This window comes from Amycolatopsis sp. 195334CR (assembly GCF_017309385.1).
Taxonomy (GTDB): Bacteria; Actinomycetota; Actinomycetes; order Mycobacteriales; family Pseudonocardiaceae; genus Amycolatopsis.
The window spans coordinates 2,044,092-2,069,319 of sequence record NZ_JAFJMJ010000001.1; the positions used below are offsets into that span (position 1 = coordinate 2,044,092).

Sequence of the window (25,228 nt, forward strand, 5' to 3'; positions counted from 1 at the left end):
ATACACCGGAACGCGGGGTTTTTCTCAGACCCAGTACCGACCGGTCTCGGCCACCTCCGCGCTGCCGCCGGTCAGATCCGCCAGCCAGGCCAGGAAACCGGGCACCTGGTCGGGGCGGACGCCGATCTCGAAGCGCGCCGCGTCGTCGTAGTGCGTGCCGGTGACCTGGTACTTCGAGGCGTGCAGTTCGCCTTCGACCCGACCGGCCCGGCCGTAGTCGACGCTCACCCGCAGCAGGCACAGGAGCCGCCGCTCGACCGTGCCGACGGCGTCGATCGCGTCCGCGACCGCCTGCCCGTACGCGCGGATCAGCCCGCCCGCGCCGAGCAGCACCCCGCCGAAGTGGCGGCTGACCACCGCGACGGTGTCGGTCAGCTCGCGCCGCCGCAGCACCTCCAGCATCGGGGTGCCCGCGGTGCCGGCCGGTTCGCCGTCGTCGCTGGAGCGCTGGGTGCGGCCGTCCGGGTCGAGCACGAAGGCGTGGCAGTGGTGCCGGGCCGCCGGTTCCGCGCGACGCCGTTCGGCGATCACCTCGCGCGCGGCCTCGGCCGAGTCGACCGGCGCCAGGGCACACAGGAACCGCGACCGGCGCACCTCGATCTCGTGCACCCCCGCCGCGGCGATGGTGCGGTAGGTGTCGCGGTCAGGGATGGGACCGCCTGCGCTTGGTGGCATACACCGCGGCCTCCGTCCGGCGTTCGAACCCGAGCTTGTGCAGCAACGACGATACGTAGTTCTTGATCGTCTTCTCCGCCAGCCCGAGCCGCCCGGCGATCTGGCGGTTGGTCAGCCCGGCCGCGATCAGGTCCAGCACCCGCAGCTCCTGCGGGCTGAGCTGGGCGTACCCCGGATCGGCCGGACCGTCGTCCCCGCGCAGCCTGCTCATCACCGACGCGGTCAGGTGCGCGTCGAGCAGCGAGCCGCCCGCCGCCACCGTGCGCACCGCGTTGACCAGGTCACCGCCGGAGACCTGCTTGAGCATGTACCCCGCCGCGCCGGCCATGATCGCGCCGAACAACGCCTCGTCGTCGGAGTACGAGGTCAGCATCAGGCAGGCGGGCGGCGGCTCGACCGCGGCCCGGATCTCCCGGCACACCGAGATGCCCTCACCGTCGGGCAGGCGCACGTCGAGGATCGCCACGTCCGGTCGCGCCGCCGGGATCCGGGCCAGCGCCTCGGCGGCGGTGGCCGCCTCGCCGCAGACCACCAGGTCGCCGCTGGCCTCCAGCACCGTGCGCAACCCGGTGCGCACCAGCTCGTGGTCGTCCAACAGGAACACCGAGACCGTCATCGGACCTCCGGTAGCCGGATCACCCAGTCCAGGGTGGTTCCACGATCGGGTTCGCCCCGCACCACGCTGGTGCCCCGCCAGCGCTCGGCCCGCGCGGCCAGGTTCGCCAGCCCGCTGCGGCGGGTGGTCTCGGCGGGCAGGCCGATCCCGTTGTCCACCACCGTCAACCGCAGCCCGTCGCCGCGGCCGTCGACCGCCACGGTGACCGACACCTTCGTCGCCTTGCTGTGCCGCGCCACGTTCGACAGCGCCTCCCGCAGCGTGGCGAACAGGTCCGCCTCGACCGCCGACGGCACCGCGGCGTCCACCGCACCGGTGAAGCCGACGCGCGGTTCGAAGCCGAGGCTCCCCGCCGCCTCGGCACAGGCGCGCGCGATCCGCGAACGCAGTCCCTCGGCAGGCTGCTGCAGGGCGAAGATGCTGTTGCGGACCTCGGTGATGGTGGCGTCGAGGTCGTCGACGAACCGCCGCAGCCGCTCGGCCACCCTCGGCTCGTCGAGCAGCAACCCGGTCGACTCCAGCCCGAGCGCGATCGCGAACAACCGCTGCACCACCAGGTCGTGCAGGTCGCGCGCGATGCGGTCGCGGTCCTCCAGCACGGCGAGGCGCTGCCGGTCCTGCTCGGCCCTGGCGAACTCCATGGCCAGCGCGGCGTGCGCGCCGAAGGTCAGCGCGAGCCGGACCTCGGTGTCGGTGAACGGCACCTCGTCACGCAGCTTCGCCACCACCAGCACCCCGAGCGACTCGCCACCGACGCGCAGCGGCACGGCCACCGCGGAGTCCAGGTCGCCGACCACCGGCGGCAGGTCCACCCCGGTGCCCGCCTGCTGCGCGGTCACGTGGTCGCCGTAGCGGCGCACCACCACCGGTTCCCCGCTGGTGAAGGCCATCCCGGTGGCGGTGCCGTCGGCGGGCACGGTCAGCCCGGTCAGCCGGTCGGCATCGGGTCCCGGTGGTTCGACCACCTCGAACACCAGCACGGTGCCGTCAGCGGGGTCACTGCCGGGCCGGGCGATCCCACCCGCGGTGGCCCCGGCGACCTGCCGCGCCCGTTCGGCGATCAACCGCAGGGTGGCCTCGGGATCCTCACCGGCCAGCAGCGCCGAGGTCACGTCGTGCGAGGCACGCAGCCAGCGTTCGCGCTGCTCGGACTGTTCGAACAGGGCCGCGTTGCCGATCGACCCGCCCGCCGCGGTGAGCAGCGTGCGCACCAGCTCGGCGTCGGCCTCGGTGAATTCCTTGCCGGTCAGCCGGACCTCGCCGAAGCGCTCCCCGCGCACCTCGATCGGCACCACCAGCGCGTCCCCCGCGCTCGGCGGCGCCGCCCCGGCCCGCAGCACCACGCCTTCGGGCGCACCGGTCAGCGCGCACGCGGCGCCCGCCACCCGGTCCAGGATCTCGGGCACGGTCGCGCCGTGGGCGATGCTGATGACCGCGTCCAGCATGCGCTGGGCGCTCAGGTCGTTCACTGGGTGCGCACCGGTCCCGTTCGGCAGGGGGATCTTCCGCCAGAATGGTCGACTTCGGCGGACTGTTCGTTACTGGCCCACGCGCATCCGGCGCCCGGTCACCACTTCGAGGGATATCCGCACCAGGCACTCGCCGGCGGTCACCTCGGCCGGGCTCGCGTGCCCGAGCACGGTGACCCACCACCCGGACCCCAGTTCCGGGGTGAGCGAGTCGGCCTCGAAAGCCAGCACGTTGCCGCGGGCGGCGGCCGCGAGCACGCTCCCCGCCGGCACCTCGAAGCGGAGCGCGTGCTCGTCGAGCGCGAACCGGACCGGCTGCACCGCGGGCATGCCCCGGTCGGTGAACACCACCCGGCCCACCCCGGTGCTGCCCAGCAGTTCCAGCGACTGTGCCCGGTTGAGCACCTCCTGGCCGAACGAGTCGAGCATCGCCTTCCCACCCGTCCTCACCGCCGCGAGTTCCCCCATGGCGACACCGTGCCGGGAACCGCGGCGGTCCACTAGGGCCGTTGGACCCGATGCCGGGGCGGTGCCTTGTCACCCAGCATCAACCAGGTCACCAGCGCCACCATCACCACCGACGAAACCGCGGCCAGCACCACCGCCATCACCAGCACGCCACCGCCGCCCTCGGCACCCGCGGTGGTGGCCAGGTAACCGGTCCCGGCGACCAGCACGGGCACCAGCAACGCGACCGCCTGCCCGCCGAACGAGGCCGTGCGCTGCGTGCCGCGGAACGCGATGGCCAGGCAGCACAGCGCGCTGACCAGGAACACCGCGCCGAGCGTGTCGCTGAGCCGGTGCCAGCCGAGCACCACGGTGGACGCGGCGACCCAGGCCACGCCGACCGCGCCGGGAACCGCGGCCCAGAGCCGGAACCGGCGCGGCAGCACCAGCATGGTGGCCAGCAGCACGGCGATCGCGGCGGTGACGTGCCCGCTCGGGAAGCTGTTGTGCCCCGGCGCGCCGTCGCTTTCGCCGAGCTGGGGCCGCGGCAGCACGGCGAGCTTGAGGAACTGCGCGGCCGCCAGCGAACCGAGCAGCGTGACCAGCGCCCCACCGGCGAGCGCGTACCGGCGCCTGGCCAGCGCGAGCAACGGCAGCACCACCGCGGTCACCCCGAGCAGCGGCACGAAGTCCACGTCGCGCAGCAACCCGGCGATCGAGTCCGTTGTGGACGGACGACCGGCGAGCAGGGTGGTGTTCTCGATCCGCTGCCCGGCCGGGGTGAGCACGAAGAACCAGTAGGTGTAGGCGAAAGCGAGCACGCAGCCGAGCGCCCCGAGCAGCGGCGTGGTGGCGACCCGGCGGCGTCGCCTGCCGTGCCGCGCCGGGTAGGCGTGCACCTTCTCGGCGGGCGCGCCGGCGGGGCCGGTTGCGTTCTCCAGAACCAGACTGACCTGCATGAATCCCATGCTGACCGCGCTGTTTAGCGGTCTCGTCCGGGTAATGTCATGGTTTTGCCACAAAGGCGGGCACGGATCGCGGGCCCGGCGGGTCGTCGGTTTAATGACCGGGTGGCCATGGTGTTACTGGTGGAGGACGACGACGCCGTGCGTGAGGGCCTCGGGCTGGCCCTGCGCCGCCAGGGGCACGTCGTGCACGCCGCCGAATCCGGCGAGCGCGGGCTCGACGAACTGCGTGAGCACCGGCCCGACATCGTGGTGCTGGACCTGATGCTGCCGGGGATCGACGGGTTCGAGACCTGCCGCCGGATCCGCGCCGGCGGGGAGACGCCGATCATCATGCTCACCGCGCGCAGCCACGACTTCGACGTGGTGGCCGGGCTCGAGGCCGGTGCCGACGACTACGTGGTCAAACCGGTCGAACCCCGGGTGCTCGACGCCCGCATCCGCGCCGTGCTCCGGCGTGCGGTCAGCGAGCAGCAGAGCGACACCGAGCGCTACGGTGACCTGGTGATCGACCGCACCGGCCTGGTGGTCACGCTGCGCGGGGAGGCGGTGCAGCTGACCCCGACCGAGCTGAAGCTGCTGCTCGAACTGTCCCGCACCCCGGGGCGCGTGCTCAGCCGCCAGCAGATCCTCGAAGCCGTCTGGGAGCACGACTACCTCGGTGACTCGCGGCTGGTGGACGCCTGCGTGCAGCGCCTGCGGTCGAAGATCGAGGACGTGCCGGCGAGCCCGCGCCACGTGGAGACCGTACGCGGGTTCGGGTACCGCTTCGCCCGCCCATGAACCGGAACCGCCCGTGGCAGTGGCTGTCCGGACTGCGGCCGCGGCTGCTGGCCGCCTTCGCGCTGGCCACCGTGCTGGGCGCGGCCGCGGCCAGCGGCGCCAGCTACGTCTCGGCCCGCAACACCATGCTCGCCACCGCGCAGGACGACTTCATGAACGAGGTCAAGCAGCGGGTGACCGACACCCTGTCCCAGTTGTCCGTACCACCGGGCCAGGCCGACCTGGACACGCTCGCCCGGCGGATCGACGGCGCCGCGGTGGTGGTCTACCAGGGCCGCAGCTCGGCCAGCCAGGGTCTGCCGATCACCTCGGTGCCCGCGGTGCTGCGGTCCGCGGTCGGGTCGGGAGAACGCATCCAGTTCCAGCGGGTGGACCTCAACGGCACGCCGATGTTCTTCGTCGGCATGCCGGTGCTGGGGCCGGACGCGACCGGCCGGAGCACGCCGACCGGGATCGAGGTGTACGCCTCGATGTCGCTGTCCGACCAGCAGACCGCCATCGAGGAGCTGGCGCGGTGGGCCTGGCTGACCGTCGCGCTGGTGTTCCCGCTGGCCGCCGGGCTGGCGCTGCTCGCCGCCCGCGGCGTGCTGCGGCCGGTCCGCCAGCTCAACCTCGCCGCGCGGCAGCTGGCCGAGGGCAAGCTGGACACCCGGTTGCGCGCCCGCGGTTCCGACGAACTGGCCGAGCTGGTGGCCACCTTCAACGAGACCGCGGTCGCACTGGACCGGACCGTGGGTGAGCTGCGCGAGATGGAGGCCGCGGCCCGCCGGTTCGTCGCCGACGTGTCGCACGAGCTGCGCACCCCGCTGACCGCGATGAGCGCGGTGACCGGGGTGCTGGACGAGGACGCCGGTCAGCTGCCGCCGGACACCGCCGTGGCCGCCCGCCTGGTCTCGGCGGAGACCCGCAAGCTCGCGCGCCTGGTGCAGGACCTGATCGAGATCTCGCGGTTCGACACCAACCGCGCCGACCTGCAGCTCGACGACTGGGACCTGGCCACCGCGATCACCGACAGCATGGCCGCGCGGGGCTGGCGCGAGGGGCCCGAGCTGGTGCTCGACCTGCCCGAGGGGGTGAGCACCAGGGTGGACCGCCGCCGCCTCGACGTGATCGTGGCGAACCTGGTCGGGAACGCGCTGCGTCACGGGGGCCCCCCGGTCGAGGTGAAACTCCGGGCGAACGACACGATGGTGTCGGTGGAGGTCAGCGATCAGGGTCCCGGCATCGATCCGGCCGTGCTGCCGCACGTGTTCGAGCGCTTCTACAAGGCCGACAGCGCCCGCACGCGGTCCGACGGCAGCGGACTCGGCCTGGCCATCGCGCTGGAGAACGCGCGCATGCACGGCGGCGGCATCCAGGCGGAGAACCGGCCGGACGGCGGCGCGCGGTTCACCCTGTTCCTGCCCCGGTTCCTGGCGGTGCCGTGATGAAGCGCGTGCTGGCGGTCCTGCTGGTGTTCCTGCTCACCGCGTGCGGGGTGCGGCCGACCGACGGTCCCATCCCGGCTGGTCCCGGTCCCGCTTTCCCGGACCGGAACCAGGCGGAAATGACCCTTTATTTCCTGTTCGGCGGACGCATCTACCCGATCACCCGGTCGACACCGGGACTGGCGAGCCCGGAAAGCGTGCTGAGCGCGCTGGTGAGCGGGCCCACCGCGGAAGAACAAAAGCGCGGCCTGTCCTCGGAGGTGCCGCCGGGCGGCAAAGTCGGGTTCAGCGGCCAGCTGGGGGTGGTCTTCCCGGTGCCGCTGGCGGCGGTGTCCGAGGCCGCGTTCAACCAGCTCAGCTGCACCACGGTGACCACCGGCCTGTGGGGCGCGCTGCGCGTGACCGGCACCGACGGCAGTCGCGACCTGGTCGGCTGCCCGGCGGGCTGAGCGGGTGTTCGCCCAGCTCAGACCCCGCAACCGGGGGCCGTGCGGGGGTCCTGTAGCCTTCTCGGCGGAGGATTGGCCGAGCGGCCTAAGGCGCACGATTGGAAATCGTGTTGGGTGTAAAAGCCCTCACGGGTTCGAATCCCGTATCCTCCGCCAGCCAGCGAGGTCCCCGGTGAGCACCGTGCCGGGGACCTCGCTGCGTGTGAGCACGGCCAACCCGTTCGCTGGATTCTCCGTGCCACCTCCCGGCACGCATACTGCATTGACACTAGTGCCGCCGCCCATAGTTGGAGTCCGCCGATGAGGCCACGAACTCGCGCGGCCGCGGGCTTCCCACCCCGGGCGCGAAAGGCGCCGACGCTAATACTGTCAGCCGGACGATCTTGCCGGGGGATCGGTACTGGCTTGCCGTGCGCTGGCACTAGTGTTTCGGCCGTCTACCGGCCCCGGACGGCACCTCGTCCGGGGCTTGACCCGTTCCGGGTCGCGGCCGGGCACCCTCGCCGAAGACCGGACACAACCACGCACCAGCCCCGATTTCTCAAGGAGTCCGCAGCCCCATGCCCGGAGTGGATGAGATCCGCGCGGGAATCGCGCTTTCCAAGGAGAAGGCGACCGCCAGCGTCGCCGCGCTCCAGCAGGCCGCCCAGGCACTCGAAGAAGCCCAGCTCTCGCTGGCGCAGGCGACTTCCGGCAGCAGCCAACCGGAGGTGGGCCAGGCCCACGGCATGTTCGCCGAGGCGCTGCAGGGCATCACCGGCACGCAGAGCACCATCCAGGCGGCCATTTCCGCCGCCGATTCCTACTCGGCGCGTCTCTGACGATGTCCGTCTCCGAACTGCACGAACGGCTGACCGCGGTGCGGGCCGCCGCGGAGACCGCGGTGGCGCACCTCGACCGGGCGGGCGAACTGCTCGCCGAGGCACGCCGTGCGATCGTCGATCCGCAGGCACAGGCGGACCCCTGGGTCCCGCCGCAGCTGGCGCAGGCGGTCGACCAGCTGGACACGCACAAAGCCCGGATCGCCGGGGCCGACGAGGCGCTGGGTACCTATCTGGCCATGCTGTAGTCGTAGTCGTGAGGCGGAGATGAACAAGCGCAGCGAGCAACGCGGACGCGTGACGGCGGCACTGGATCAGCTCCGCCGTCACCTCGGCCTGGCGCTGGGCGCCGCGGCGGGCGCCCGGGAGACCGCCGAATCCGACCTGGCCAAGCTCGAGCTGGAGCGGATGATCGTGCGGGCAGGCATCGAGCGGGCCGGCGCCGACGAGGCGATCGCCGACCGCGCCCGCCAGCCGGGCATGGCCGAGGTGGTGAACTGGCTGCACACCGTGCGCGGCCAGTTCTACAGCGACTGGGCCGAGGGGCCGAACACGCTGCGCGAGCTGGTCGCCTCGGCGGCACCGGGCCCGGCCGGGCAACCGCCGGGCCACTGGCTCGGCCGCGTCGGCACCAACCCCGGTGACCAGGTGCCCGAGCTGTGGCGGATCGGCACGTCCACAGTGGACAGCAAAACCACCGGCGTGGCGCAGACCTTCGACGTGGCGGTCCCGCTGCTCGACGAGTCGCACCTGTCCATCACCTCCGCGCCGAAGACCAGGGCGACGGTGGACGCGCTGGTGGAGAACCTGCTGATGCGGGTGCTGTCCACCTTCGAACCGGGTGCGGTCCGGGTGCACCTGTGGGACGTCGGCCAGCTCACCGCGGTGCTGCCGAACCTGTACCCGCTCAGCCGGACCGGCGCGCTCAACATCTGCGACCCGACCCGACTGCAGGACCTGCTCGACGAACTGGCCGGGCACATCCGCCGCATCCACGCGCACACCATGCAGGGCGGGCACACCTCGTTGCGCGCCATGCGCCTGGCCACCGGCAAGCGGTCGGAGCCGTGGCGGATCGCGGTGCTGTTCGGCAACGGCGAGGAGTTGCAGCCGGAGCGCCTGCGCGACCTGCGCCGGGTGGCCAGCGGCGCGCTCTCGGCGGGCATCTCGCTGATCCTGGTGGACGTGCCGACCACGCTCGGCGGTTCGGTCGAGGGCATCAGCCTGAAGTCCGAGGAGCGCAAGGCGATCACCAGCATGACCGGCGCCGACCTGGTGGTCACGCTGGATCCCCCGCTGCCGTCCGGGCAGGTCAGCACGGCCGCGACCCGGATCGCCGAGGCGTTGATCCAGAAGCAGGGCGGCCCGCGCACCTTCGCCGACCTGCTGCCCGGCGAACTCGGCCAGGAGCGCTCGGCCCACGAACTGCGGGCCCCGGTCGGTTTCCACGAGGGCGATCCGGTCGAGGTGGTGATCGGGGACGCCAGCCCGCACGCGCTGATCGGCGGGCCCAGTGGGTCCGGCAAGACCAACTTCCTCTACGCGCTGCTCGGCAGCCTCGCCGCGCGGTACTCCCCCAGCGAACTGGCGTTGTACCTGCTGGACTTCAAGGAGGGCGTGTCCTTCGCCGGGCTCGCGCCCGGCCGCAAGGACGCCAGCTGGCTGCCGCACGCGCAACTGGTCGGGGTGAACGTCAACACCGACCGCGAGTTCGGCCTGGCCCTGCTGCGCTTCCTCGCCGACCAGCTGCGCAAGCGCTCGGCCGCGGCCAAGGACCACGAGGTGACCAACCTCGCCGACCTGCGGGAACAGGATCCGAACGGGCACTGGCCACGGATCGTCGCGGTGATCGACGAGTTCCAGTACCTGTTCGCCGGCCGCGACACGGTGACCGCGCAGGCGACCTCGCTGCTGGAGGACATCGCGCGGCGCGGCCGGTCGCAGGGCATCCACCTGGTGCTGGCCAGCCAGGACGTGGCCGGGATCGAGGCGTTCTGGGGCAAACCGGCCATCTTCGAGCAGTGCACGCTGCGCATCGCCATGCCGAAGGCGCGCCGGGTGCTGGCCGAGACCAACGAGGCGGCCGTCTCCGCGCCGCGCTGGCACGCGGTGATCAACCACGATTCCGGGGTGTCACACGGGAACCAGCTGGCCCACGTGCCGGATGCCTCCACAAAGGACGTTTTCCCGACGCTCCAGCGCCAGCTGTGGGAGCGCTACGCCAGCGGCACGGCGGTGCCCCGGCTGTTCGACGGCGCGATCTCCCCGTTGCTGGAGGACAACGAGGAGTTCAAGGACCTGCGGCACAACACCCGGCCGCGCACGCTCGTCGGGCAGACCATCGACGTGCAGAACGCGGCGCACGGCGTGGAGCTGTCCCCGACACCGGGGCGGAACTTCGCGGTGCTCGGCACCGCCGTCCGGGAAGCACTGTCCATCATGGACTCGTGTGCCCGGTCGCTGGCGCAGCAGTACTCGACCGGCTCGGTCGAGTTCGTGGTGTGCAACCTGGTCGAGCGGGTCGAGTCGTCGGTCGAGGAGATCGCCAAGAAGCTGGCCGGCCAGGGGCACGAGGTGACCACGATCGCCGGGCCCGAGCTGCCCGAGAAGCTGGCAGAGTTCGTCGAAGGGCTGTCCTCAGTGGACAAGCAGCGCATCCTGCTGCTGTTCGGCGCCGAGGCCGCGCTGCCCGCGCTGGAGGCGAAGGCCCCCGGCGTGCTCAAGAGCGGACTGGACCACTTCCGGGTGCTGCTGAAGCAGGGGCCCGGTGCGGGTTTCCACACGATCGGCTGGTGGCGGGCGATCGCCAGGTTGAAGGACACGCTCGGTTTCACCGGCACCGACGACATCGGCGCCTGGGCGGCGCTGGACGTGCAGGGCAGCGAGCTGAGCCCGTTCTGCGCCGGGCAGGTGGTGCACTGGTCACCGCGGCCGGGGCGCGCGTTGTTCTTCGACCGCACCACGCACGCCAGTCCCGAAGTGCTGATCCCGTTCTTCCACCCCGATCCGGAGCAGGTGAGCGCATGACCGGGACCGCCGCCATGCGGTACAAGGAGATCATCGGCCTGGCCAGGGGCGCGGAGGAGAACCTCCGCACCTGGGAGCTGGCCAGGGCCGACGAACTGGAGCGCGTACTGGCCGACGCGCACGAGGCCGTCGCCGCCGCGAAGGAACGCGAGGCGCAGACCATCGAGCGCGTCAACCGCTGGTGGCGCATGGCCGACGACAACGTCTCGCGGCTGTCGTGGCTGGAGGTCGGCCTCCCACCGGAGCCGAGCCCCTCGGCCCGCGGCGCGTACCTCGACCGGTATCTGGAAGAGGTCCGCGCCGCGTACCAGGACCTGGTGCAGGCGATACTGAAGCTCGGCTGGCGCGCCCGCTAGACGCCGGGCTTCTTCGCGAGGATCTGCTCGAGCCAGTCGAGCAGGTCGAAGATGCCGTCCTGCACGGCGTTCCCGGTGCCCGGCCGGAACCGGACCACCTGCGGGTCGTGGTCACTGGCCTGCACGGCGAACTCGGCGTTGATGTGCACCACGTCGTAGTCGACACCGCGCGGCGCCCGCGAGGCGAGGATGTGGTCCAGCACCTGCGAGTTGCCCTCGAACACGTAGCTGTACCGCTCGTTCTCCGGCAGCGTGTCGATCAGCGCCGTGAGCGCACCACCCGCGGTCAGCTTCCGCACCGAGGGCGAGAACGGGAAGTCGTTCAGGTCACCGGCGACCACCACGTTCGCGTTGCGGTCCGCGGCCAGCAGCTGGTCGACGAACCCGCGCAGCACCTCGGCCTGCTGGAGCCGTTGCGTCTCCGAACCGCGTGACGGCGGCTGGTACCGGCCGTGCGTCGGCTGGTCACCGCCCTTGGAGGCGAAGTGGTTGGCCACCACAAAAACCTTGCGCCCCTGGAAGACGAACTCGCCGGCCAGCGGCTTGCGGCTGTTCGCCCAGGCCGCGTTCGCCGGGTCGACCCGGCCGGGCGAGACGGTCAGCTTGGCCTTGCCCCGCTCCTTCTCCACGCCCACCGGGGTGGTCGCGTCGCCGCCCGGGCGGTCCACAAAGGACACGCGCGCCGGGTTGAACAGGAAGCCGACGCGGATGTTGCCGCCCGGCTCACCGCCGTCGCTGACGTCGACCGGGTCGATCTGCCGCCATTCGTAGCGCGGGCCGCCCTTCGCCGCGATGGCGTCGGTGAACCGCTTGAGCGTCTGGTCGGCGGCGACCACGCCGTCCCCTTCGGCCTCGGCACCGTTGTTGTCCTGGATCTCCTCCAGGGTCACCACGTCCGGCGCCGCCAGGTGGGTCACGATGCCGTCGGCCAGCGCGTCGAACTTCGACTGCTCGTCGACCGCGGACAGGTTCTCCACGTTGTAGGTGGCCACGGCCAGCTCCCCGGTGCGCTGCTTGCGCGTGGTCTCGCGGACCAGGCCGTTGTCCTTGACCTCACCGAGCGCGGTGGCGAACAGCGTGTAGCCGCCGAAGCTGTCGTACTCCACCGGGCCCGAGGTCAGGCCGGTGAGCACGTCACCGGTGTTGGCCTGCGGGAACGGCCGCTCGGCGAACGGGATCAGCGACTCGATCTTGAGCACGCCGGTGTTCGGCCGGTCGTAGCCGAGGTAGGCGCTGCCACCGCGGGCGGTCGCGTTCTCCTCGGGCTTGGTGGTCACGTACAGCTCGTTGTACTGGGTGCTGCGCCCGACGATCCGCGTGTCGGAGATCTGCACGATCTCGCTCTCGTGGGCCTCCCAGAAGTCCAGCGAGTACTTGGCGGGCTCCAGGTCGAGGCCTTCGATGCTGCCGCCCGGCTGCGCCACCAGCGCGCCCGGCACGGTGTCCGGACCGGCGACCGTCGGCGCGGGCAGGGCGTTGCCGCCGGAGGTGACCGTCCACTGTGCACTGGTCAGCTCGGTCAGCGACTGGTAGTTCGAGCTCGCCGGGTTGTCCGGGTAGAACTCCTTGACCGTGCCCGCCGCGCTCACCGCGTCGCCCACCTTGACCGCGGGCGTGGTGCTGCCGGTGAAGACGAACAGGCCCTCGCTGGTGCGCGGGTCGTCGTCCGGGTTCGGGTCGGTCAGCCAGAAACCGCGGGCGCTGCCGAAGGTGCGCAGCGCGGTGACCACGCCGGTGACGTCCTTGACCCGCTTGCCGTCGAACGGCGAAAGGCGCTTGGTGCCCTGGATCTCGTGGATCCGCGCGGGGGTGCCGGGGTCGGCGCCGCCGGGGGTCTCGCCCTTGCTGTTCACCGGGGTCGGCTCGCCGGTGGTGAAGTCGGCCGCGTTGTTGTCGGTATCGGCCAGGGTCGCGCGCGCCGAGGAGGTGCCGTTGGCGGTCGCCGCGGCGGCGGTGCCCTCGCGGACCACGGCCGAGCCGTACCCGACGAGGTCGCGGACGCGGGGGTCGGCCGCGCAGTCGGCGGCCGTGCGGCAGGTCAGCCGTTCGGTGCCGTTGACCAGCGCCACGGTGCCCGCGGTGGCGGACATCGCGATGGTGCCGGTCGCGTCGGCGGACGGCAGCTGCGTGGTGCCCCCGGCACCGCTCGCCTCGGCGACCAGGTACCGGCCGCCGGGCTGGAGGCTGCCACCCAGCGGGGTGACCTGCCACTGGCTGGACGGGCTCGCCGAGGCGGGCAGGTACTGCACGCTCCAGCCGTCCAGCGGTACCGCGGCCGAGGCGGTGGCCAGCTCGATGAAGTCCGAGGTCAAGGTGGCTCCGGAGTTGCCGCCACCCCCGTAGACTTCGGTGATCACCGCGTCCGGGCTGGGCACGGCCAGCGCGGCGGGGGCGAGCGTGACGGCAAGGGAGACGGCCACCGCACCGGCGGTGGTGGCCGCCGCGGTTCGTCTGCGTCGGAGCGAGGTCACCCGCATTCCTCTCGTTCGGAAGTACGGGAGGCATCTTTACCCAGACGGGTGAACGAGGGAAGTCGTTCGCACAACGGTTACCAGCGAGGGGGACCGGCGACGAACAGCGAAGGCGGGCACCGGGAGATCCCGGTGCCCGCCTTCGTCGGTGCGTCGAGGAGGGTGGTGCTTAGAGGCCGAGGCCGTCGGTGAGGTCGCCGACCACCGGCAGGTTGCCCACCTGCGGGGCCAGGTCGCCCACCGGGGTGCTGTCGACCAGGCCGCCGACCGGGCTGTCCTGGACCGCGCCGGTCACGGTGCCGGTCACGTCGCCGACGGTGTCGGTGAGCTCGCCGACCGCGGGCAGCTCGTTGGCCACCGGGAGGTCGACCGGGAGGTCCGTGGGCAGCTCGGTGGGCAGGTCGACGGGCAGCGCCGACAGGTCGGTCGGCAGGTCCACCGGCAGCGCGGAGGTCAGGTCGCCGAGGCCGTCGAGGCCGAACGAGCCCAGGGCCGAGTCCGCGGCGGGCAGCTCGGTCGGGAGGGCGGAGGTGAGGCTGTCCACCGGCAGGGCCGAGGTGAGCGAGTCCACCGGCAGGGCCGAGGTGACGTCGCCCAGGCCGTCGACCGGCAGCTTCGAGGTCACGTCGTCCAGGCCGAACGAACCCAGCGGCGAGTCGATCGAGAGGTTCAGCGCCTCGGTCGGGTCGCCGGTCACGGCCGCGCCGACGCCAACGCCGAACTCGCCGAGCGGGGTGTCCAGGCCGCCTTCGACGCCCACACCCTCGGTGCTGGCGGCGAGCGCGGCGTCGCCGCTGACCACGCTGGCGTCGAGGCCGGTCGAGGCGGACAGACCGCCGAGGCCACCGGCCGCGGCCAGGCCCGCGCCCACGGCGTCGGTGCCGACGCCACCGCTGGCGGCGAGGCCGTCGAGGCCCACCGCGGTCGCGCCCTGGGCGGCGAGGCTGTCGTTGCCGAAGCCGAGGCTGCCGGCCAGGCCCTCGGAGCCACCGGCGGTGGCCAGGCCCAGGTCACCGAGGGCGGTGCCCACGCCCTGGCTGGCGGCGAACTCGGTGCCGTCGGCGGCGATGGCGCTGCCACCGGTGAGGAGCTCGTTGGCGAAGCCGAAGCTGTTGGCGAACGCGCCGTCCTCGACCTGGGTGGCGGAGGCGAAGTCGCCCAGCACCGGGGCGACCTGGCCGGTCACCTGGTGGGCGAAGAACTCGAGGGTCTGCACGACGTCCCCGGCCCCATCGGTGGGGAGCGCGCCGAGCAGGTCGGTGGTCGGCAGCCCGGCCTGGTCGGCGACCAGCGGCAGCACCTCCTGCACGTCCTGCGCGGTGACGTCACCCAGGCCGGCGTCGCTCAGCACGGCGGTGGGGTCGGCGGCGAAGGCGGACCGGGCAGCGTCGTCGGTCAGCAGGTTGAGCACGAAGTCGTGCAGGGTCACGTCCTGGAGAGACAAGGTGGAACTCCTCATTGGCGGGAAAGCGTCCAGGCACGACGGCGAAAACCGGCCCGCGTGCCGGATCTGACGTTATGGACTCGAGACCGAACGGTCATCGGGGATCACGCGCGGCGATCCCCCTCATCCGAACGAGGGGTCACCCACTCACCCATTAGGGGGTTAGGGGATCACCAACTGGGTGCGTCCGCCCCACTAGGACTTTTGCCACAGCCCGACCGGGTGGACCGGTAATTCCGGCACCGGTGGCCGGGTGCCGTGGCTAGCATGGCGCGATGCTCCGGGCTGATCAACTCCGCTGGACCGGGTTCGCGGGCGTGCTGCTGCTGGTGGTGACCGCGCTGATCAAGGGCCCGGTGCTGGCGGTCGGCATCGCCGGGATGGGCCTGCTGGTGCTGTCGTGGTTCCTGCTCGGGCGGGAGCTGCCGGACGCGCGGTGGCTGCGGTGGACGCAGGTGCTGTGGACGGTGCCGTTGCTGGCCGCGCCGCCCCTGTTCAGCGGGGACCTGCACAGCTATCTGGCCCAGGGGGAGATCGCGGCGCGCGGGCTCGACCCGTACACCGTGGGGCCGTTGGAGGGTCTCGGCGCGTCCGCGATGACCGACCGGGTCAGCGGTTACTGGCGCGAGTCGCCGTCGCCGTACGGGCCGCTGTTCACCGAGTTCCAGGAGTGGATCGCCCGGCTGGTCGGCGAGAACCTGGTCGCGGGGTTGCTGGCGCACCGGTTCGTCGAGCTGGTCGGCCTGGCGCTCATCGTCTGGGCGACGCCGCGCCTGGCGGAGGCGGCCGGCGTGCCGGAGCGGGTGGCGCTGTGGCTCGGCGTGCTGAACCCGTTGGTGCTGTGGCACTTCGTCGCCGGGGTGCACAACGATTCGCTGATGCTGGGGCTCATGCTGGCCGGCACGGCCCTGGCGCTGGCGGCGCTGGGCGACCGCATCGAATGGGCGCGGTTGACGTGGGGCGTGGTCCTGGTGGCGGCCGGGGCGTTGGTGAAGTTGCCCGCCATCGTGGCGCTCGCGGTGATCGGCACGGCGCTGGCCAGGCGGTACGGCGCCACCTTCGGCCGGTTGGTGCTGTGGGGGTCGGGCATGGTGCTGGCGATGGCGTTCGTCACGACCGCGGTTTCGCTCGGCACGGGTTTCGGCTTCGGCTGGCTGCGGACGTTGACCACCTCCGGCACGGTGAACAGCTGGATGGCCCCGACGAACTGGTTCGGCTTCCTGACCGGCGGCGTCGGTTCGCTGTTCGGCGCGAGCATCCTGCAGACGATGATCGGGGTCGGCAAGGTCATCGGTTACGTGGTGATCGCCGTCGGGGTGGCGTTCGTGATCCACCGCCAGCTGACCGGGCGCCTGGCCTTCGTGCCCGCCCTGGGCGCGATGATGGCCCTCGTCGTCGTCTTCGGCCCGGTGGTGCAGCCTTGGTATGTGCTTTGGGCCGCGATCCCTTTGGCCGCCTGCCTTCCAGCCGGTCGCCCGCGGACGTGGCTGACTCTGGGGCTGGCGCTTTTCTCGGTGCTGCTGCCGCCTTCTTCGGGCAACGTGGTCGCTTTGATCGGTGGCTACCTGGGAGGCGCGGTGGTCGTCGGTGTCGGGTACGTACTGCTTCAGCGAACTCGCCGGCCCGAACCAACTGGCGCGGACAGTCCGCAATAGCCGGTCACCCCGGTTCAGCCACGCCGCTCAGCACTCGATCATTTCACGGACGTAGCAGGTAGGCGCGTTGGCAGTGGATGTTGTCCGGAACGGGGCACCGTTGTTGTCGATGGTTGTGGTACCCGTTCTCCCTTGTGACGACCACGACAGCTCGACCACCCAGTCGCAGTCGCACCTCTCTGTTTCGCCCTCGATCACGAAGCTCTCCGGGTCTTCAAGGGCCACGGTGTAGGGGAATTTGATCGGCTTGGTTTCGTACTCCGGGGCACCGTCCATGACATTCCCCGTGTCGAACTTCGGCAAGACAGCAGGGGGAGTCTTGTCAAGATCCACCGTCATGCTGCGGAAAACCCCATCTCCACCGCATTCTCTTTCCAAGGTGTTGCCCACGACGGGCGGTCGCCTGGCCAGAACCCTGACCACCACTTTGGTCAGCACGACCCGCGCATCGCCCTTCCCCTGGATGATCAGATTTTGTCGCCCACCCGAACCTTGCACTCCGTCGGCTACTGCCGCCCACGCCCTCCACCCGACTGAGCTTGCTTCCGAGGGCATCGGTTCTCTGATTTCGGTGGCATCCTTGCCCACCACCCACTTGTTGCCGAGCCCACAGGTCACGTCCATCATTTCCACCGTGCAGGTGAATGGCAGGTCACCGACGGCGGCCTCACTTCCTTCCTTCTGGCACGAGGTTGACCTGGTGCCCGCTGGCGATGGGCTTGCCGATGGAGAACTCACCCCTGGGCCGGGCGTCAAAGTTCCAGTCGTAACGGCGGTGGGAACCGAGGGGAGAGCGCCCGCCCCGGCCCCACCGGTTCCCGTGCTCGCGACGATCACCAACGCCGCGGTGAGAACCACAGCCAGTCCGAGCACGAGAGCGAGGACGACCTTCGGAGTCGGGCCGATCGTGACATCGCGTGCCTGCCCGCCGATCGACACGCTGGCGCCAGCTCCACCGTTGTGACTGACGACGCCACCGTCATGTGCCATCGCCTGCTCGACAGGAGCAGTGTCGGCGCTCGCCGCCCCCACGGCGCGGCGACGTTTTTCGACGAATAACCCGACGCCGAAACTGACCGCGACCAGGATACCGACGGCGCCCCACGCCCACACGTTCGCCACGTGCTCCGTCGCCAGATTGATCGCAACGCCGAGCGCCGCACTGATAACAGTCGCAAGCAGCGGAAGCAGGTGCGACTTGAGCCAGGTCTTGATGACATCACCCCGAAATCACCAGGCGCGGATATCTGGGTTGTGAGTCGCCCGGGGCGTCGACGGAGTTACAGCTCGGCAGTGGAAGTTACAGGCACGCCGCGGGGGGTCGTCCGCGCGGCGTGCCTGACATCCTGACTGTCAGCCGTCGGTCAGCTGGTGCTGCCGGTAGCGCAACATGTAGATGAAGCCGATCAATCCAACAGCGGTCTGCAAACCGGTTTCACCCAGCAGCATGGCCGCGGCCACCAGCACCGCCGTGGTCATCAGCAAGACTCCGAAGACGCGGCAGGCAGTGCTCCGGCGACCGTAGAAGAGCTGATGGGTGATGGCATGCCAGCTCACGCACTGTCGACGAGCCTGCGGAGGTGCCGATTCGGCGGCGGTGAGCAGTTCCTCGATGCCGACGAAGGTTGTTTCGTTGGCCCGCAAGGCGCGGCGGCCGCGAGCAGGGTCGACCCGACCGGGCCGTTCGTTCTCTGGCCAATCGCCTGCAGCCAAAGCTATCGTTGTCACGCTTGTTCCTTCCTGTGGTTCTCAACGGCTGACGAAGGTGCAAGCACCTATGTGGCCCCCTGGTGCAACAGGGGGCCACATCTCTTACCAGCGTGTACGGGTGCCCGAGCTCCGTTCACGGAACACATGATGGCGAAGGCCGACCCGGCCGGTCGAGCTGATCAAGGCATGAAGCGCCAAGCGGTTGCCGAGCTATCAACCTGCGACCAGGCGGGCCGAAACTGATCACTCAATCGACATTGCTCACCCGTTCAGGGAGCCACTTTCCTGATTCAGTACGCACTGCCAGGTGCTCCATCACCCGATTTCGTGAATCACCTTCCGGCGAATGATCCTTCCGGGCGCACCGACTTCGCACCGAGGTAGATCTTGATGTGCATGCGCACGTGCAGACGCCCGTTCCATGTTGGCAAGACCGTTCGTCGCGCTATAACGACCGTTAGTCGGCGACGCGCCTTGGCTTCCCCGCCCGCGAACAGCAACCGCGAGGGGCTGCCCGCGACGGCGACTCCCGCCCGTTCGAGCGACTCACGCAAGCCCCAGCCCGAGCCGATGGAAAGCTCATGGGCGAGGCCGGTGGTGCGACTGTTCGTCGTACCCGACACGCCGCTGCCGGGCCTGCTCACTTCCGCTGGTACCCTCGGTCAGCAGTTCGCAGGTTGTCCAGGTCAACCAGCTCATGGCGAGGCTTCGTGTCTGAGGACAGCACGGTTGGACAAGTTGAGGCCGAACTGCGCCAACTCGCCCAAGGCGACGGACTGGCCGCCGGCAAACTCGTCGGTACGAACATCTTCAGGCTTGCCTCCCCGCCGGAGAGTTGGCGAAAAGAAGACATCTGCAGTGCATTAGTACGCCTTGTCGACGACCTGGCCTCTTCCCTGCCGAACGAAAATCACAAGATGGCGGTCCAGACCAGTCTCAACATCGGCACGCATCCGGTCTCCGGCAGATTGCTGGAGCGGCAGACCGTTCTCGCCAGGAAACTCGATGTGCACGCGGACACAGTGCGCACGTGGTGGCAAACCGAAGCTGGCCAGCTTGCGTCGCTGCTCACGCAGCGAATTCGCGAACTAAATATCGACCAAGCGCTCTGGGATGAATACCACCCATTTTCCCTTGGCGACAACTTCGACTCGGACGACCACCCGCCAACTTATTCATTCGACCGCATAGAGGTTTCTTGGCTGTTCCGAAAGCGGACCGCCACGGAGTTGATGACGCAACGGTGGATAGTAGCTCACGAAGACAACGTGACAGGCGTGGAAGCGGCATCGTGGTACTTCAGCGATGACAGTCCGGAAAGCTGCGAAGTCGAGCCGATCATGAACTGCGAAAAGGGCGAGGTTTCCCTTTACGGCAGAGGACTGCGGCACACCGAATTGAAGTTCGCCAGGACACTACGGCGAGGCGAAGGCTACTTCTACGCCTATCGAGTCGCGGTTCGCTCCCAGAAGGAAATGGAACCCCTCTTCTACCACGGCGTGAGATCAGCTGGGGTGAAGCACCTCCTGTGCAACGCCCAGTTCGATCCAAGCTGCCTACCCGTCAAGGTGTGGAGTTTCGCGGCTCGTTACGATGCTCAACCCTACATCGAGCCTCCGCCGGGATCTCCAAGGTTCGTGACAGTGAATCGACTGGGTTTCGCTCACAAGGAGTTCAAGAGCTGCCAGCACGGCGTCAAGTACGGCCTGGCGTGGAAGTGGCAAAAGACCCCGGGGGCCCCTCCGTCTCAGAGGGGAGGGCTCGACGTGCACGACGAATGACGCGGGGGGCGGCCACTAACACTGGCCGCTTTCTCACTGGAATCCGGCAAATCAACCCACAAGAAGAATTTTCTGCACCGATTCGCCGTCGTTCACCTGCAGTTCGTGACCAGCGGCCAGTTCCTCGTCGACGAACTTGAGTATGGCGATAGCCCGACGAATCGCCTCGGTGTAACTGATGTTTCGCTTGCTGGTGTACTCCTTGAGTGCTGCCGCCGCCTCCGGATTGAGGTAGACGCTCAGCTTCGTGTAGTCGTCGGCCGAGGCTGGACCACCCTGCGGCGGCTGCTGCTCCATGATCCACTCCCTTGCTCGATGCAGTCCTTGTACCGTGAAGCAAGCTCCGGTCCGCGCCAGCGAGCCGTTGGACGTCCCATGGTGAGCTTGCCAGGCTCAGGTGTCGTTTTGGGAGCTGATTTTGGCAATTCCCGTGGCTGGGTGGGGACCAAGGTGGGCGTCGGTGGGCACCAATCATCCACACGGCTCGGCCACAATGTCAATGTTTTCCCGATGTCGAGTTGACGGCGTCGCCGCAGGTCAGGTGCACTAATGGGAACCATCGGACCACCTTGATCCAGACGACGTAAAGGGCCAACGACGCTCTCCCTGCATCGCTCGCCCTGTGATCGGAGGCCGGCCCATGTCAGCACACGCCTACCCGCGTTCGACGGCATCGGGTTCGCACGACGATCACCTCGGCACCGCTCACGAGGTGGACGAAACGATCTTCATCGGTGGTGGTCTCGACGGCGTCGTCACGTTGATCGCTGAGGGCGGCGAGCAAGATGGCTGAGCCCATCGAGGAACCAACCCCCGCTGACGGCCCGGCGATCGACGAGACGGCGGCCACCGAACCGGCCAAGGGTCTGACCTACGTCCAGAAGGCGCCGGAGTACGACCCGCAGGAACGCCTGGACACCGTGCGAGCCAAGCTGGCTTTCTGCCTGATGGGGCTGCTGGCGCTGGTGATCGTCGGCGCGTTCGCCCTCGCCTTCACCACGAGTCTCACTCAGCTCACCTTTTCCGACTTGCGCCTGATCATCGAGCTACTCGCAACGCCGGTCGTCACCCTGGTCGGCGCGGCGACCGGCTTCTACTTCGGAGCCAATCTCGGAAGCGCCCGGCGCACCGGTCGACGTCGTTAGGAGAGGCGGAACTGGCCTGAGGCAAAACAAAACCCCCGTCCCGGCTTACCGGGCGGAGGTTTTGTGTGGCGGTAGCGGTGGGATTTGAACCCACGGACGGGGGTTACCCGTCACACGCTTTCGAGGCGTGCTCCTTCGGCCGCTCGGACACGCTACCGCCGACTAGGTTACTGCATGCCCCACACCGGGGTCATCCGGGGGCCGTCACCGGTCCCGCTTCAGGTCCTGCACGGCGCCCTTCGCCTTGTCCCGGAGGTCGTGACCCGCCTCCTTGACCTCGCCCTCGGTGCGGTCGGCCTTGCCCGAGTCACGCAGGTCCTCGTTGTCCGTGGCCCGGCCGAGCTTCTCCTTGGCCGCGCCCATCGCCTGCTGGGCCTTGTCCTTGGCCTTGTCCGCGAGGCTCATCGGGGTTCCTCCTTCGGTCGGTGTCCCACCCGGGTACCCACCACGATGTGGAACAACCACCCGATCACTCGCCGGGGTGAGCCCGCCGCCCGGTGAAGAACTCGGCCAGCAGCCCGGCGCACTCCGCCTCCAGCACCCCGCCGTACACCTCCGGCCGGTGGTTCAACCGTGGGTCCCGCACCACGTCCCACAGCGAACCGACCGCGCCCGTCCGCGGCTCCCACGCACCGAACACCAATCGCGACACGCGCGAAAGGACCAGCGCGCCGGCGCACATGGTGCACGGCTCGACCGTCACCGCCAGCGTGCAGCCGTCCAGGCGCCAGCCGTCGCCGAAAACACGCGCCGCCGCGCGCAGGGCCAGGATTTCCGCGTGCGCGGTCGGGTCGCCCAGTTCCTCACGGGCGTTCCGCGCGCGAGCCAGCACCGAACCGTCCGGGGCGAACACCACCGCGCCGATCGGCACGTCGCCGGTGACGAACGCCTCACGCGCCACCTCCAGCGCGGCGCGCACGGAACCTTCGAACCGCATCACACTTCGTCGAGCAGCTTCGCGAACTCGTCGCCGAAACCGCAGCGCTGCGCGATCATCAGGAGCTGCTCGTCGGGGTAGCGGTCCACCTCACCGACGATCACCTGCAACTCCACCGCGGGCAGGCCGAAGTCCGCGAGGATCTCCAGGTCGCCTTCCGGCCAGATCGCGTCGTCGTCCTCCTCGGGCGGATCCACCCGCAGCAGGTCGAGCACGTCGGCCGCGATGTCGTAGTCCAGCGCCGCCGCGGCGTCCGAGAGCAGCAGCGACGCGCCACGCGGGCTCGGCCGCACGATCACGAAGAACTCGTCGTCCACCGCCAGCAGGCCGAAAACGGCCCCGGTGGACCGCATTTTCGCCAGCTCGGTGATCGCGGCGTCCAGCTCCGCCAGCGCCCCGGTGTCCAACTGCGAGCAACGCCAACGGCCGTCCTCGCGCACCACGGCCACCGCGAACCCGGTGATCGCCTCCTGCCCCGCCATGCGCACACCGTATACCGCGCGCTGACCGCACTGCGCCCGCGAAACACACCTCGGGCACCACTGATGCCACTATCGGGACATGAGCCCTTCCGGTCCCACCGATCTCCCGCCCCTGCCGGGTGCCCGTTTCGCCGGGTTGCTGGCCGCGGCCAAGGCGTTGCAGCCGAAGACCGTCGACCTCCGCCGGGCCCTGCACCGGCACCCCGAGCAGGGCCTGCACCTGCCGAAAACCCAGGCCGCGATCGAGCGCGCGCTCGACGGCCTCCCGCTGGAGATCACCCGGGGCAAGTCGACCACCGCGCTGACCGCGGTGCTGCGCGGCGCCCGCCCCGGCCCGTCGGTGCTGCTGCGCGGGGACATGGACGCGCTTCCACTCACCGAAGACACCGGCCTGGACTACGCCTCCGAGGTCGAGGGCACCATGCACGCCTGCGGGCACGACACGCACGTGGCGATGCTGGCTTCGGCCGCGCACCTGCTCGCCGAGCGCAAAGAGGACCTGGCCGGTTCGGTCGTGTTCATGTTCCAGCCCGGTGAAGAGGGGTACCACGGCGCGCGCCACATGATCCACGAAGGCGTGCTGGACGCGGCAGGCGAGCAGGTCAGCGCGGCCTTCGCGCTGCACACCTACGCGAACGCCGAATCGGGAAAGATCCTCACCCGGCACGGCCCGATCCTCGCTTCGGCGGACAGCTTCCTGGTCCGGGTGACCGGCAAGGGCGGCCACGGTTCGGCCCCCCACCAGGCACTCGACCCGGTACCGGCCGCCGCCGCGATGGTCGGCGCGCTGCAGACGATGATCACCCGCCGGATCAGCGTGTTCGACCCGGCGGTGCTGTCGGTGACCCGCATCTCGGCGGGCACCACCTCCAACATCATCCCGGAGACCGCCGAACTCGAGGGCACCATCCGCACGCTCTCCGAGCGCACCCGCGCCCTCGTGCGCGCCGAACTGCCGAAGGTCTGCGAGAGCATCGGCGCCGCGCACGGCTGCCGGGTCATGGTGGACATCGAGCCCGGATACCCGGTCACCGCCAACGATCCGGCGCAGGCGGACCTGGTGACCTCGCTGGCCGAAGAGGTGCTCGGCGTGCAGTACGCCCAGCCGATGCCGGAACCGGTCATGGGCGCCGAGGACTTCTCCTATGTGCTGCAACGGGTTCCGGGTGCCTTCGCGTTCATCGGCGCCTGCCCGCCGGAGACCTCTTTGGACGACGTGGCGCCGAACCACTCCAACCGCGTCCAGTACCACGAGGACGCGATGGCGAACGGCGTGGCGATGCACGCGGCCTTCGCGCTCGCGCACCTGGGCGGCTAGAACTGGCAGGATGTCCCCCGTGCGAGACGTCTGCGTGATCGGGCTCGGGTTGATCGGCGGTTCGGTGCTGCGCGCCGCCGCCGCGGCGAAGAGGACGGCGTGGGGTGCCACCACGTCCGAATCGGACGCCGCGGCGGCCAGAGCGCAGGGCTACGACGCGGAAACCGACGTGGCCGCGGCGCTGCGCCGGGCCGCCGAAGCGGATGCGCTGGTGGTGCTGGCGGTACCGCTGCCCGTCATCGACGAGACCCTGCACCTGCTGGCCGAGCACGCGCCGAACGCGCTGCTCACCGACGTGACCAGTGTGAAGGCACCGGTGCTGCGGGCGGTCCGGCGCTGGGCGCCGGAAGCGCGGTACGTCGGCGGGCACCCGATGGCGGGCACGTCGCGGTCCGGTTGGGACGCCGGTGACGCGGAGTTGTTCCGCGATGCCGCGTGGGTGGTGGAGATCGAGGACGACACCGACCTGGCGCTGTGGGCGGAGGTCGCCGAGTTCGCCGTTTCGCTGGGTGCGCACGTGGTGCCGTTGTCGGCGACCGCGCACGACGAGGCGGTGGCCCGGATTTCTCACCTGCCGCACCTGCTCGCCGCGGTGCTGGCCGCGGTCGGCGCGGAGGGTGGGCCGGTGGCCATGTCGCTGGCCGCGGGCTCGTTCCGGGACGGCACCCGGGTGGCGGGCAGCCGCCCCGAACTGGTGCGGGCGATGACCGAGGGCAACCGGGACGCGTTGCTGTCGGTGCTCGACGACGCACTGGGCAGGCTCGGCGCGGCCCGCGGCTCGCTGGCCTCGACCGGTGGGCTGGCCAAGACCATCCAAGCTGGTCACCAGGGTTCGCTGGCCTTCACCGAGCATCGCGAGCAGGATCGGGTCGGCGTCCAGCTGAGCCTTTCGGCGCCGGACGCCAGGGAGGCGTTGCGCGCGCTGGGTGAGCGGGGCGGCCGGATCACCGGGATCTCCGGCGACCAGGCCACCGCCGAATCAAGCTAGCTTCACTGCGCGGGAGGCGGCTGCGGCGGCGGGGTCTGCCCGCCCGGTGGCTGCTCACCGCCACCCTGGTTCTTGTGCAGGAAGTCCTTCGCCTTGCCGGTGGCGTTGTCGATCTTGTCGGAGTGCTTGCCGAACTTCGACTTCGCCACCCCGCTGGCCTTGTCGAGGCCCTGCTCGATCTTCTCGCTGTTCTTGCCCAGCGCGTCCTTGGCCTTGTTCTTCAACTCGTCGAAGTTAATGCCCATGTACCCATGGAACCGCA

At 70.2% G+C, this 25,228-nt stretch carries 27 protein-coding genes and 2 tRNA genes; 14 read left to right on the forward strand and 15 right to left on the reverse strand.

Features of this window, described 5'->3' with window-relative positions; genetic code table 11:
- Positions 1–24: 24 nt before the first annotated feature.
- From JYK18_RS09995 to JYK18_RS10015, 5 genes are all read right to left on the reverse strand, one after another.
- Positions 25–675 (reverse strand): YigZ family protein, encoded by a 651-nt coding sequence (locus tag JYK18_RS09995; protein ID WP_206801814.1) that lies wholly within the window; start codon positions 673–675, stop codon positions 25–27.
- The gene (locus tag JYK18_RS10000) at positions 644–1,291 is read right to left on the reverse strand and encodes a response regulator transcription factor (RefSeq protein WP_206801815.1); all 648 of its coding nucleotides are present in this window, start codon (positions 1,289–1,291) and stop codon (positions 644–646) included. The genes JYK18_RS09995 and JYK18_RS10000 overlap by 32 nt, the downstream gene beginning before the upstream one ends.
- The gene (locus JYK18_RS10005; RefSeq protein ID WP_206804140.1) at positions 1,288–2,736 is read right to left on the reverse strand and encodes a GAF domain-containing protein; all 1,449 of its coding nucleotides are present in this window, start codon (positions 2,734–2,736) and stop codon (positions 1,288–1,290) included. Before JYK18_RS10005 ends, JYK18_RS10000 begins: the two co-directional genes overlap by 4 nt.
- A 93-nt stretch (positions 2,737–2,829) precedes the next feature.
- Positions 2,830–3,228 carry a pyridoxamine 5'-phosphate oxidase family protein gene (locus JYK18_RS10010; protein ID WP_206801816.1) on the reverse strand — a complete coding sequence of 133 codons (399 nt, stop codon included), beginning with the start codon at positions 3,226–3,228 and terminating at the stop codon, positions 2,830–2,832.
- 32 nt (positions 3,229–3,260) lie between these two features.
- Positions 3,261–4,166: a phosphatase PAP2 family protein gene (locus JYK18_RS10015; RefSeq protein WP_206801817.1), complete on the reverse strand. Its 906-nt coding sequence runs from the start codon at positions 4,164–4,166 to the stop codon at positions 3,261–3,263.
- Between the two features lie 111 nt (positions 4,167–4,277).
- Here JYK18_RS10015 and JYK18_RS10020 point away from each other — a divergent pair, with 111 nt between their 5' ends.
- The 8 genes from JYK18_RS10020 (at position 4,278) to JYK18_RS10055 (ending at position 11,035) form a co-directional block, all read left to right on the forward strand.
- On the forward strand, positions 4,278–4,955 hold the full coding sequence (locus JYK18_RS10020; RefSeq protein ID WP_206801818.1) for a response regulator transcription factor: 678 nt from the start codon (positions 4,278–4,280) through the stop codon (positions 4,953–4,955).
- A complete protein-coding gene (locus JYK18_RS10025; RefSeq protein ID WP_206801819.1) occupies positions 4,952–6,382 on the forward strand; it encodes a HAMP domain-containing sensor histidine kinase in 1,431 nt (476 codons plus the stop codon). Before JYK18_RS10020 ends, JYK18_RS10025 begins: the two co-directional genes overlap by 4 nt.
- Positions 6,382–6,831 (forward strand): hypothetical protein, encoded by a 450-nt coding sequence (locus tag JYK18_RS10030; protein ID WP_206801820.1) that lies wholly within the window; start codon positions 6,382–6,384, stop codon positions 6,829–6,831. The genes JYK18_RS10025 and JYK18_RS10030 overlap by 1 nt, the downstream gene beginning before the upstream one ends.
- A gap of 66 nt (positions 6,832–6,897) precedes the next feature.
- Positions 6,898–6,987 (forward strand) — tRNA-Ser (locus JYK18_RS10035).
- 404 nt (positions 6,988–7,391) lie between these two features.
- Positions 7,392–7,652, forward strand: coding sequence for a hypothetical protein (locus JYK18_RS10040; RefSeq protein WP_206801821.1), 261 nt, complete (start codon positions 7,392–7,394; stop codon positions 7,650–7,652).
- 2 nt (positions 7,653–7,654) lie between these two features.
- Positions 7,655–7,900, forward strand: coding sequence for a hypothetical protein (locus tag JYK18_RS10045; protein ID WP_206801822.1), 246 nt, complete (start codon positions 7,655–7,657; stop codon positions 7,898–7,900).
- Positions 7,901–7,919: 19 nt separating this feature from the next.
- Positions 7,920–10,679, forward strand: a complete 2,760-nt coding sequence (locus JYK18_RS10050) for an FtsK/SpoIIIE domain-containing protein (protein ID WP_206801823.1) — start codon at positions 7,920–7,922, stop codon at positions 10,677–10,679.
- Positions 10,676–11,035, forward strand: a complete 360-nt coding sequence (locus JYK18_RS10055) for a hypothetical protein (RefSeq protein WP_206801824.1) — start codon at positions 10,676–10,678, stop codon at positions 11,033–11,035. The genes JYK18_RS10050 and JYK18_RS10055 overlap by 4 nt, the downstream gene beginning before the upstream one ends.
- Here the strand turns inward: JYK18_RS10055 and JYK18_RS10060 are convergent.
- Both JYK18_RS10060 and JYK18_RS10065 read right to left on the reverse strand, forming a co-directional pair.
- Entirely contained in the window at positions 11,032–13,512 is a 2,481-nt protein-coding gene (locus JYK18_RS10060; protein WP_206801825.1) for an endonuclease/exonuclease/phosphatase family protein, read from the reverse strand. The genes JYK18_RS10055 and JYK18_RS10060 overlap by 4 nt on opposite strands.
- 163 nt (positions 13,513–13,675) lie before the next feature.
- The gene (locus tag JYK18_RS10065; protein ID WP_206801826.1) at positions 13,676–14,950 is read right to left on the reverse strand and encodes an IniB N-terminal domain-containing protein; all 1,275 of its coding nucleotides are present in this window, start codon (positions 14,948–14,950) and stop codon (positions 13,676–13,678) included.
- 275 nt (positions 14,951–15,225) lie between these two features.
- Between JYK18_RS10065 and mptB the strand changes: the two genes are divergently transcribed.
- Positions 15,226–16,605: a polyprenol phosphomannose-dependent alpha 1,6 mannosyltransferase MptB gene (mptB, locus tag JYK18_RS10070; RefSeq protein ID WP_206801827.1), complete on the forward strand. Its 1,380-nt coding sequence runs from the start codon at positions 15,226–15,228 to the stop codon at positions 16,603–16,605.
- Between the two features lie 27 nt (positions 16,606–16,632).
- Here the strand turns inward: mptB and JYK18_RS10075 are convergent, their stop codons facing one another.
- Positions 16,633–17,727: a hypothetical protein gene (locus JYK18_RS10075; protein WP_206801828.1), complete on the reverse strand. Its 1,095-nt coding sequence runs from the start codon at positions 17,725–17,727 to the stop codon at positions 16,633–16,635.
- A 231-nt stretch (positions 17,728–17,958) separates the two neighbouring features.
- Positions 17,959–18,333 (reverse strand): hypothetical protein, encoded by a 375-nt coding sequence (locus tag JYK18_RS10080; protein ID WP_206801829.1) that lies wholly within the window; start codon positions 18,331–18,333, stop codon positions 17,959–17,961.
- Positions 18,334–19,025: 692 nt separating this feature from the next.
- On the opposite strand from JYK18_RS10080, the gene JYK18_RS10085 reads away from it, so the two are divergent.
- A complete protein-coding gene (locus JYK18_RS10085; protein WP_206801830.1) occupies positions 19,026–20,096 on the forward strand; it encodes a hypothetical protein in 1,071 nt (356 codons plus the stop codon).
- Between the two features lie 51 nt (positions 20,097–20,147).
- Here JYK18_RS10085 and JYK18_RS10090 read toward each other — a convergent pair whose 3' ends face one another.
- A complete protein-coding gene (locus tag JYK18_RS10090) occupies positions 20,148–20,393 on the reverse strand; it encodes a CopG family transcriptional regulator (protein ID WP_206801831.1) in 246 nt (81 codons plus the stop codon).
- A 343-nt stretch (positions 20,394–20,736) separates the two neighbouring features.
- Between JYK18_RS10090 and JYK18_RS10095 the strand changes: the two genes are divergently transcribed.
- Positions 20,737–20,889, forward strand: coding sequence for a hypothetical protein (locus JYK18_RS10095; protein ID WP_206801832.1), 153 nt, complete (start codon positions 20,737–20,739; stop codon positions 20,887–20,889).
- Entirely contained in the window at positions 20,882–21,241 is a 360-nt protein-coding gene (locus JYK18_RS10100; protein ID WP_206801833.1) for a hypothetical protein, read from the forward strand. Before JYK18_RS10095 ends, JYK18_RS10100 begins: the two co-directional genes overlap by 8 nt.
- Positions 21,242–21,307: 66 nt before the next feature.
- On the opposite strand, the gene JYK18_RS10105 is transcribed toward JYK18_RS10100, so the two are convergent.
- The 4 genes from JYK18_RS10105 to JYK18_RS10120 all read right to left on the reverse strand — a co-directional run bounded on the left by JYK18_RS10105 (position 21,308) and on the right by JYK18_RS10120 (position 22,660).
- Positions 21,308–21,398, reverse strand: a tRNA-Ser gene (locus JYK18_RS10105).
- Positions 21,399–21,445: 47 nt separating this feature from the next.
- Positions 21,446–21,646, reverse strand: a complete 201-nt coding sequence (locus JYK18_RS10110; RefSeq protein WP_206801834.1) for a CsbD family protein — start codon at positions 21,644–21,646, stop codon at positions 21,446–21,448.
- Positions 21,647–21,710: 64 nt separating this feature from the next.
- A complete protein-coding gene (locus tag JYK18_RS10115) occupies positions 21,711–22,178 on the reverse strand; it encodes a nucleoside deaminase (RefSeq protein ID WP_206801835.1) in 468 nt (155 codons plus the stop codon).
- Positions 22,178–22,660 carry a tRNA adenosine deaminase-associated protein gene (locus JYK18_RS10120; RefSeq protein ID WP_206801836.1) on the reverse strand — a complete coding sequence of 161 codons (483 nt, stop codon included), beginning with the start codon at positions 22,658–22,660 and terminating at the stop codon, positions 22,178–22,180. The genes JYK18_RS10115 and JYK18_RS10120 overlap by 1 nt, the downstream gene beginning before the upstream one ends.
- 79 nt (positions 22,661–22,739) lie before the next feature.
- Here JYK18_RS10120 and JYK18_RS10125 point away from each other — a divergent pair, with 79 nt between their 5' ends.
- Together JYK18_RS10125 and JYK18_RS10130 are read left to right on the forward strand one after the other, a co-directional pair.
- Positions 22,740–23,978, forward strand: a complete 1,239-nt coding sequence (locus tag JYK18_RS10125) for a M20 family metallopeptidase (protein WP_206801837.1) — start codon at positions 22,740–22,742, stop codon at positions 23,976–23,978.
- A gap of 10 nt (positions 23,979–23,988) precedes the next feature.
- Entirely contained in the window at positions 23,989–24,966 is a 978-nt protein-coding gene (locus JYK18_RS10130) for a prephenate dehydrogenase (RefSeq protein ID WP_242579048.1), read from the forward strand.
- A 2-nt stretch (positions 24,967–24,968) separates the two neighbouring features.
- On the opposite strand, the gene JYK18_RS10135 is transcribed toward JYK18_RS10130, so the two are convergent.
- A complete protein-coding gene (locus tag JYK18_RS10135; RefSeq protein ID WP_206801838.1) occupies positions 24,969–25,211 on the reverse strand; it encodes an antitoxin in 243 nt (80 codons plus the stop codon).
- Positions 25,212–25,228: the final 17 nt, after the last annotated feature.

Excerpts from the sequence above, each read along its gene's own strand:
- JYK18_RS09995 (WP_206801814.1), bottom strand. The coding sequence starts at position 675 with ATGCCACCAAGCGCAGGCGGTCCCATCCCTGACCGCGACACCTACCGC.
- JYK18_RS10000 (WP_206801815.1), bottom strand. The coding sequence starts at position 1,291 with ATGACGGTCTCGGTGTTCCTGTTGGACGACCACGAGCTGGTGCGCACC.
- JYK18_RS10005 (WP_206804140.1), bottom strand. The coding sequence starts at position 2,736 with ATGCTGGACGCGGTCATCAGCATCGCCCACGGCGCGACCGTGCCCGAG.
- JYK18_RS10010 (WP_206801816.1), bottom strand. The coding sequence starts at position 3,228 with ATGGGGGAACTCGCGGCGGTGAGGACGGGTGGGAAGGCGATGCTCGAC.
- JYK18_RS10015 (WP_206801817.1), bottom strand. The coding sequence starts at position 4,166 with ATGCAGGTCAGTCTGGTTCTGGAGAACGCAACCGGCCCCGCCGGCGCG.
- JYK18_RS10025 (WP_206801819.1), top strand. The coding sequence starts at position 4,952 with ATGAACCGGAACCGCCCGTGGCAGTGGCTGTCCGGACTGCGGCCGCGG.
- JYK18_RS10030 (WP_206801820.1), top strand. The coding sequence starts at position 6,382 with ATGAAGCGCGTGCTGGCGGTCCTGCTGGTGTTCCTGCTCACCGCGTGC.
- JYK18_RS10040 (WP_206801821.1), top strand. The coding sequence starts at position 7,392 with ATGCCCGGAGTGGATGAGATCCGCGCGGGAATCGCGCTTTCCAAGGAG.
- JYK18_RS10045 (WP_206801822.1), top strand. The coding sequence starts at position 7,655 with ATGTCCGTCTCCGAACTGCACGAACGGCTGACCGCGGTGCGGGCCGCC.
- JYK18_RS10050 (WP_206801823.1), top strand. The coding sequence starts at position 7,920 with ATGAACAAGCGCAGCGAGCAACGCGGACGCGTGACGGCGGCACTGGAT.
- JYK18_RS10055 (WP_206801824.1), top strand. The coding sequence starts at position 10,676 with ATGACCGGGACCGCCGCCATGCGGTACAAGGAGATCATCGGCCTGGCC.
- JYK18_RS10060 (WP_206801825.1), bottom strand. The coding sequence starts at position 13,512 with ATGCGGGTGACCTCGCTCCGACGCAGACGAACCGCGGCGGCCACCACC.
- mptB (WP_206801827.1), top strand. The coding sequence starts at position 15,226 with ATGCTCCGGGCTGATCAACTCCGCTGGACCGGGTTCGCGGGCGTGCTG.
- JYK18_RS10090 (WP_206801831.1), bottom strand. The coding sequence starts at position 20,393 with ATGGAGCAGCAGCCGCCGCAGGGTGGTCCAGCCTCGGCCGACGACTAC.
- JYK18_RS10095 (WP_206801832.1), top strand. The coding sequence starts at position 20,737 with ATGTCAGCACACGCCTACCCGCGTTCGACGGCATCGGGTTCGCACGAC.
- JYK18_RS10100 (WP_206801833.1), top strand. The coding sequence starts at position 20,882 with ATGGCTGAGCCCATCGAGGAACCAACCCCCGCTGACGGCCCGGCGATC.
- JYK18_RS10110 (WP_206801834.1), bottom strand. The coding sequence starts at position 21,646 with ATGAGCCTCGCGGACAAGGCCAAGGACAAGGCCCAGCAGGCGATGGGC.
- JYK18_RS10115 (WP_206801835.1), bottom strand. The coding sequence starts at position 22,178 with ATGCGGTTCGAAGGTTCCGTGCGCGCCGCGCTGGAGGTGGCGCGTGAG.
- JYK18_RS10120 (WP_206801836.1), bottom strand. The coding sequence starts at position 22,660 with ATGGCGGGGCAGGAGGCGATCACCGGGTTCGCGGTGGCCGTGGTGCGC.
- JYK18_RS10125 (WP_206801837.1), top strand. The coding sequence starts at position 22,740 with ATGAGCCCTTCCGGTCCCACCGATCTCCCGCCCCTGCCGGGTGCCCGT.
- JYK18_RS10130 (WP_242579048.1), top strand. The coding sequence starts at position 23,989 with ATGTCCCCCGTGCGAGACGTCTGCGTGATCGGGCTCGGGTTGATCGGC.
- JYK18_RS10135 (WP_206801838.1), bottom strand. The coding sequence starts at position 25,211 with ATGGGCATTAACTTCGACGAGTTGAAGAACAAGGCCAAGGACGCGCTG.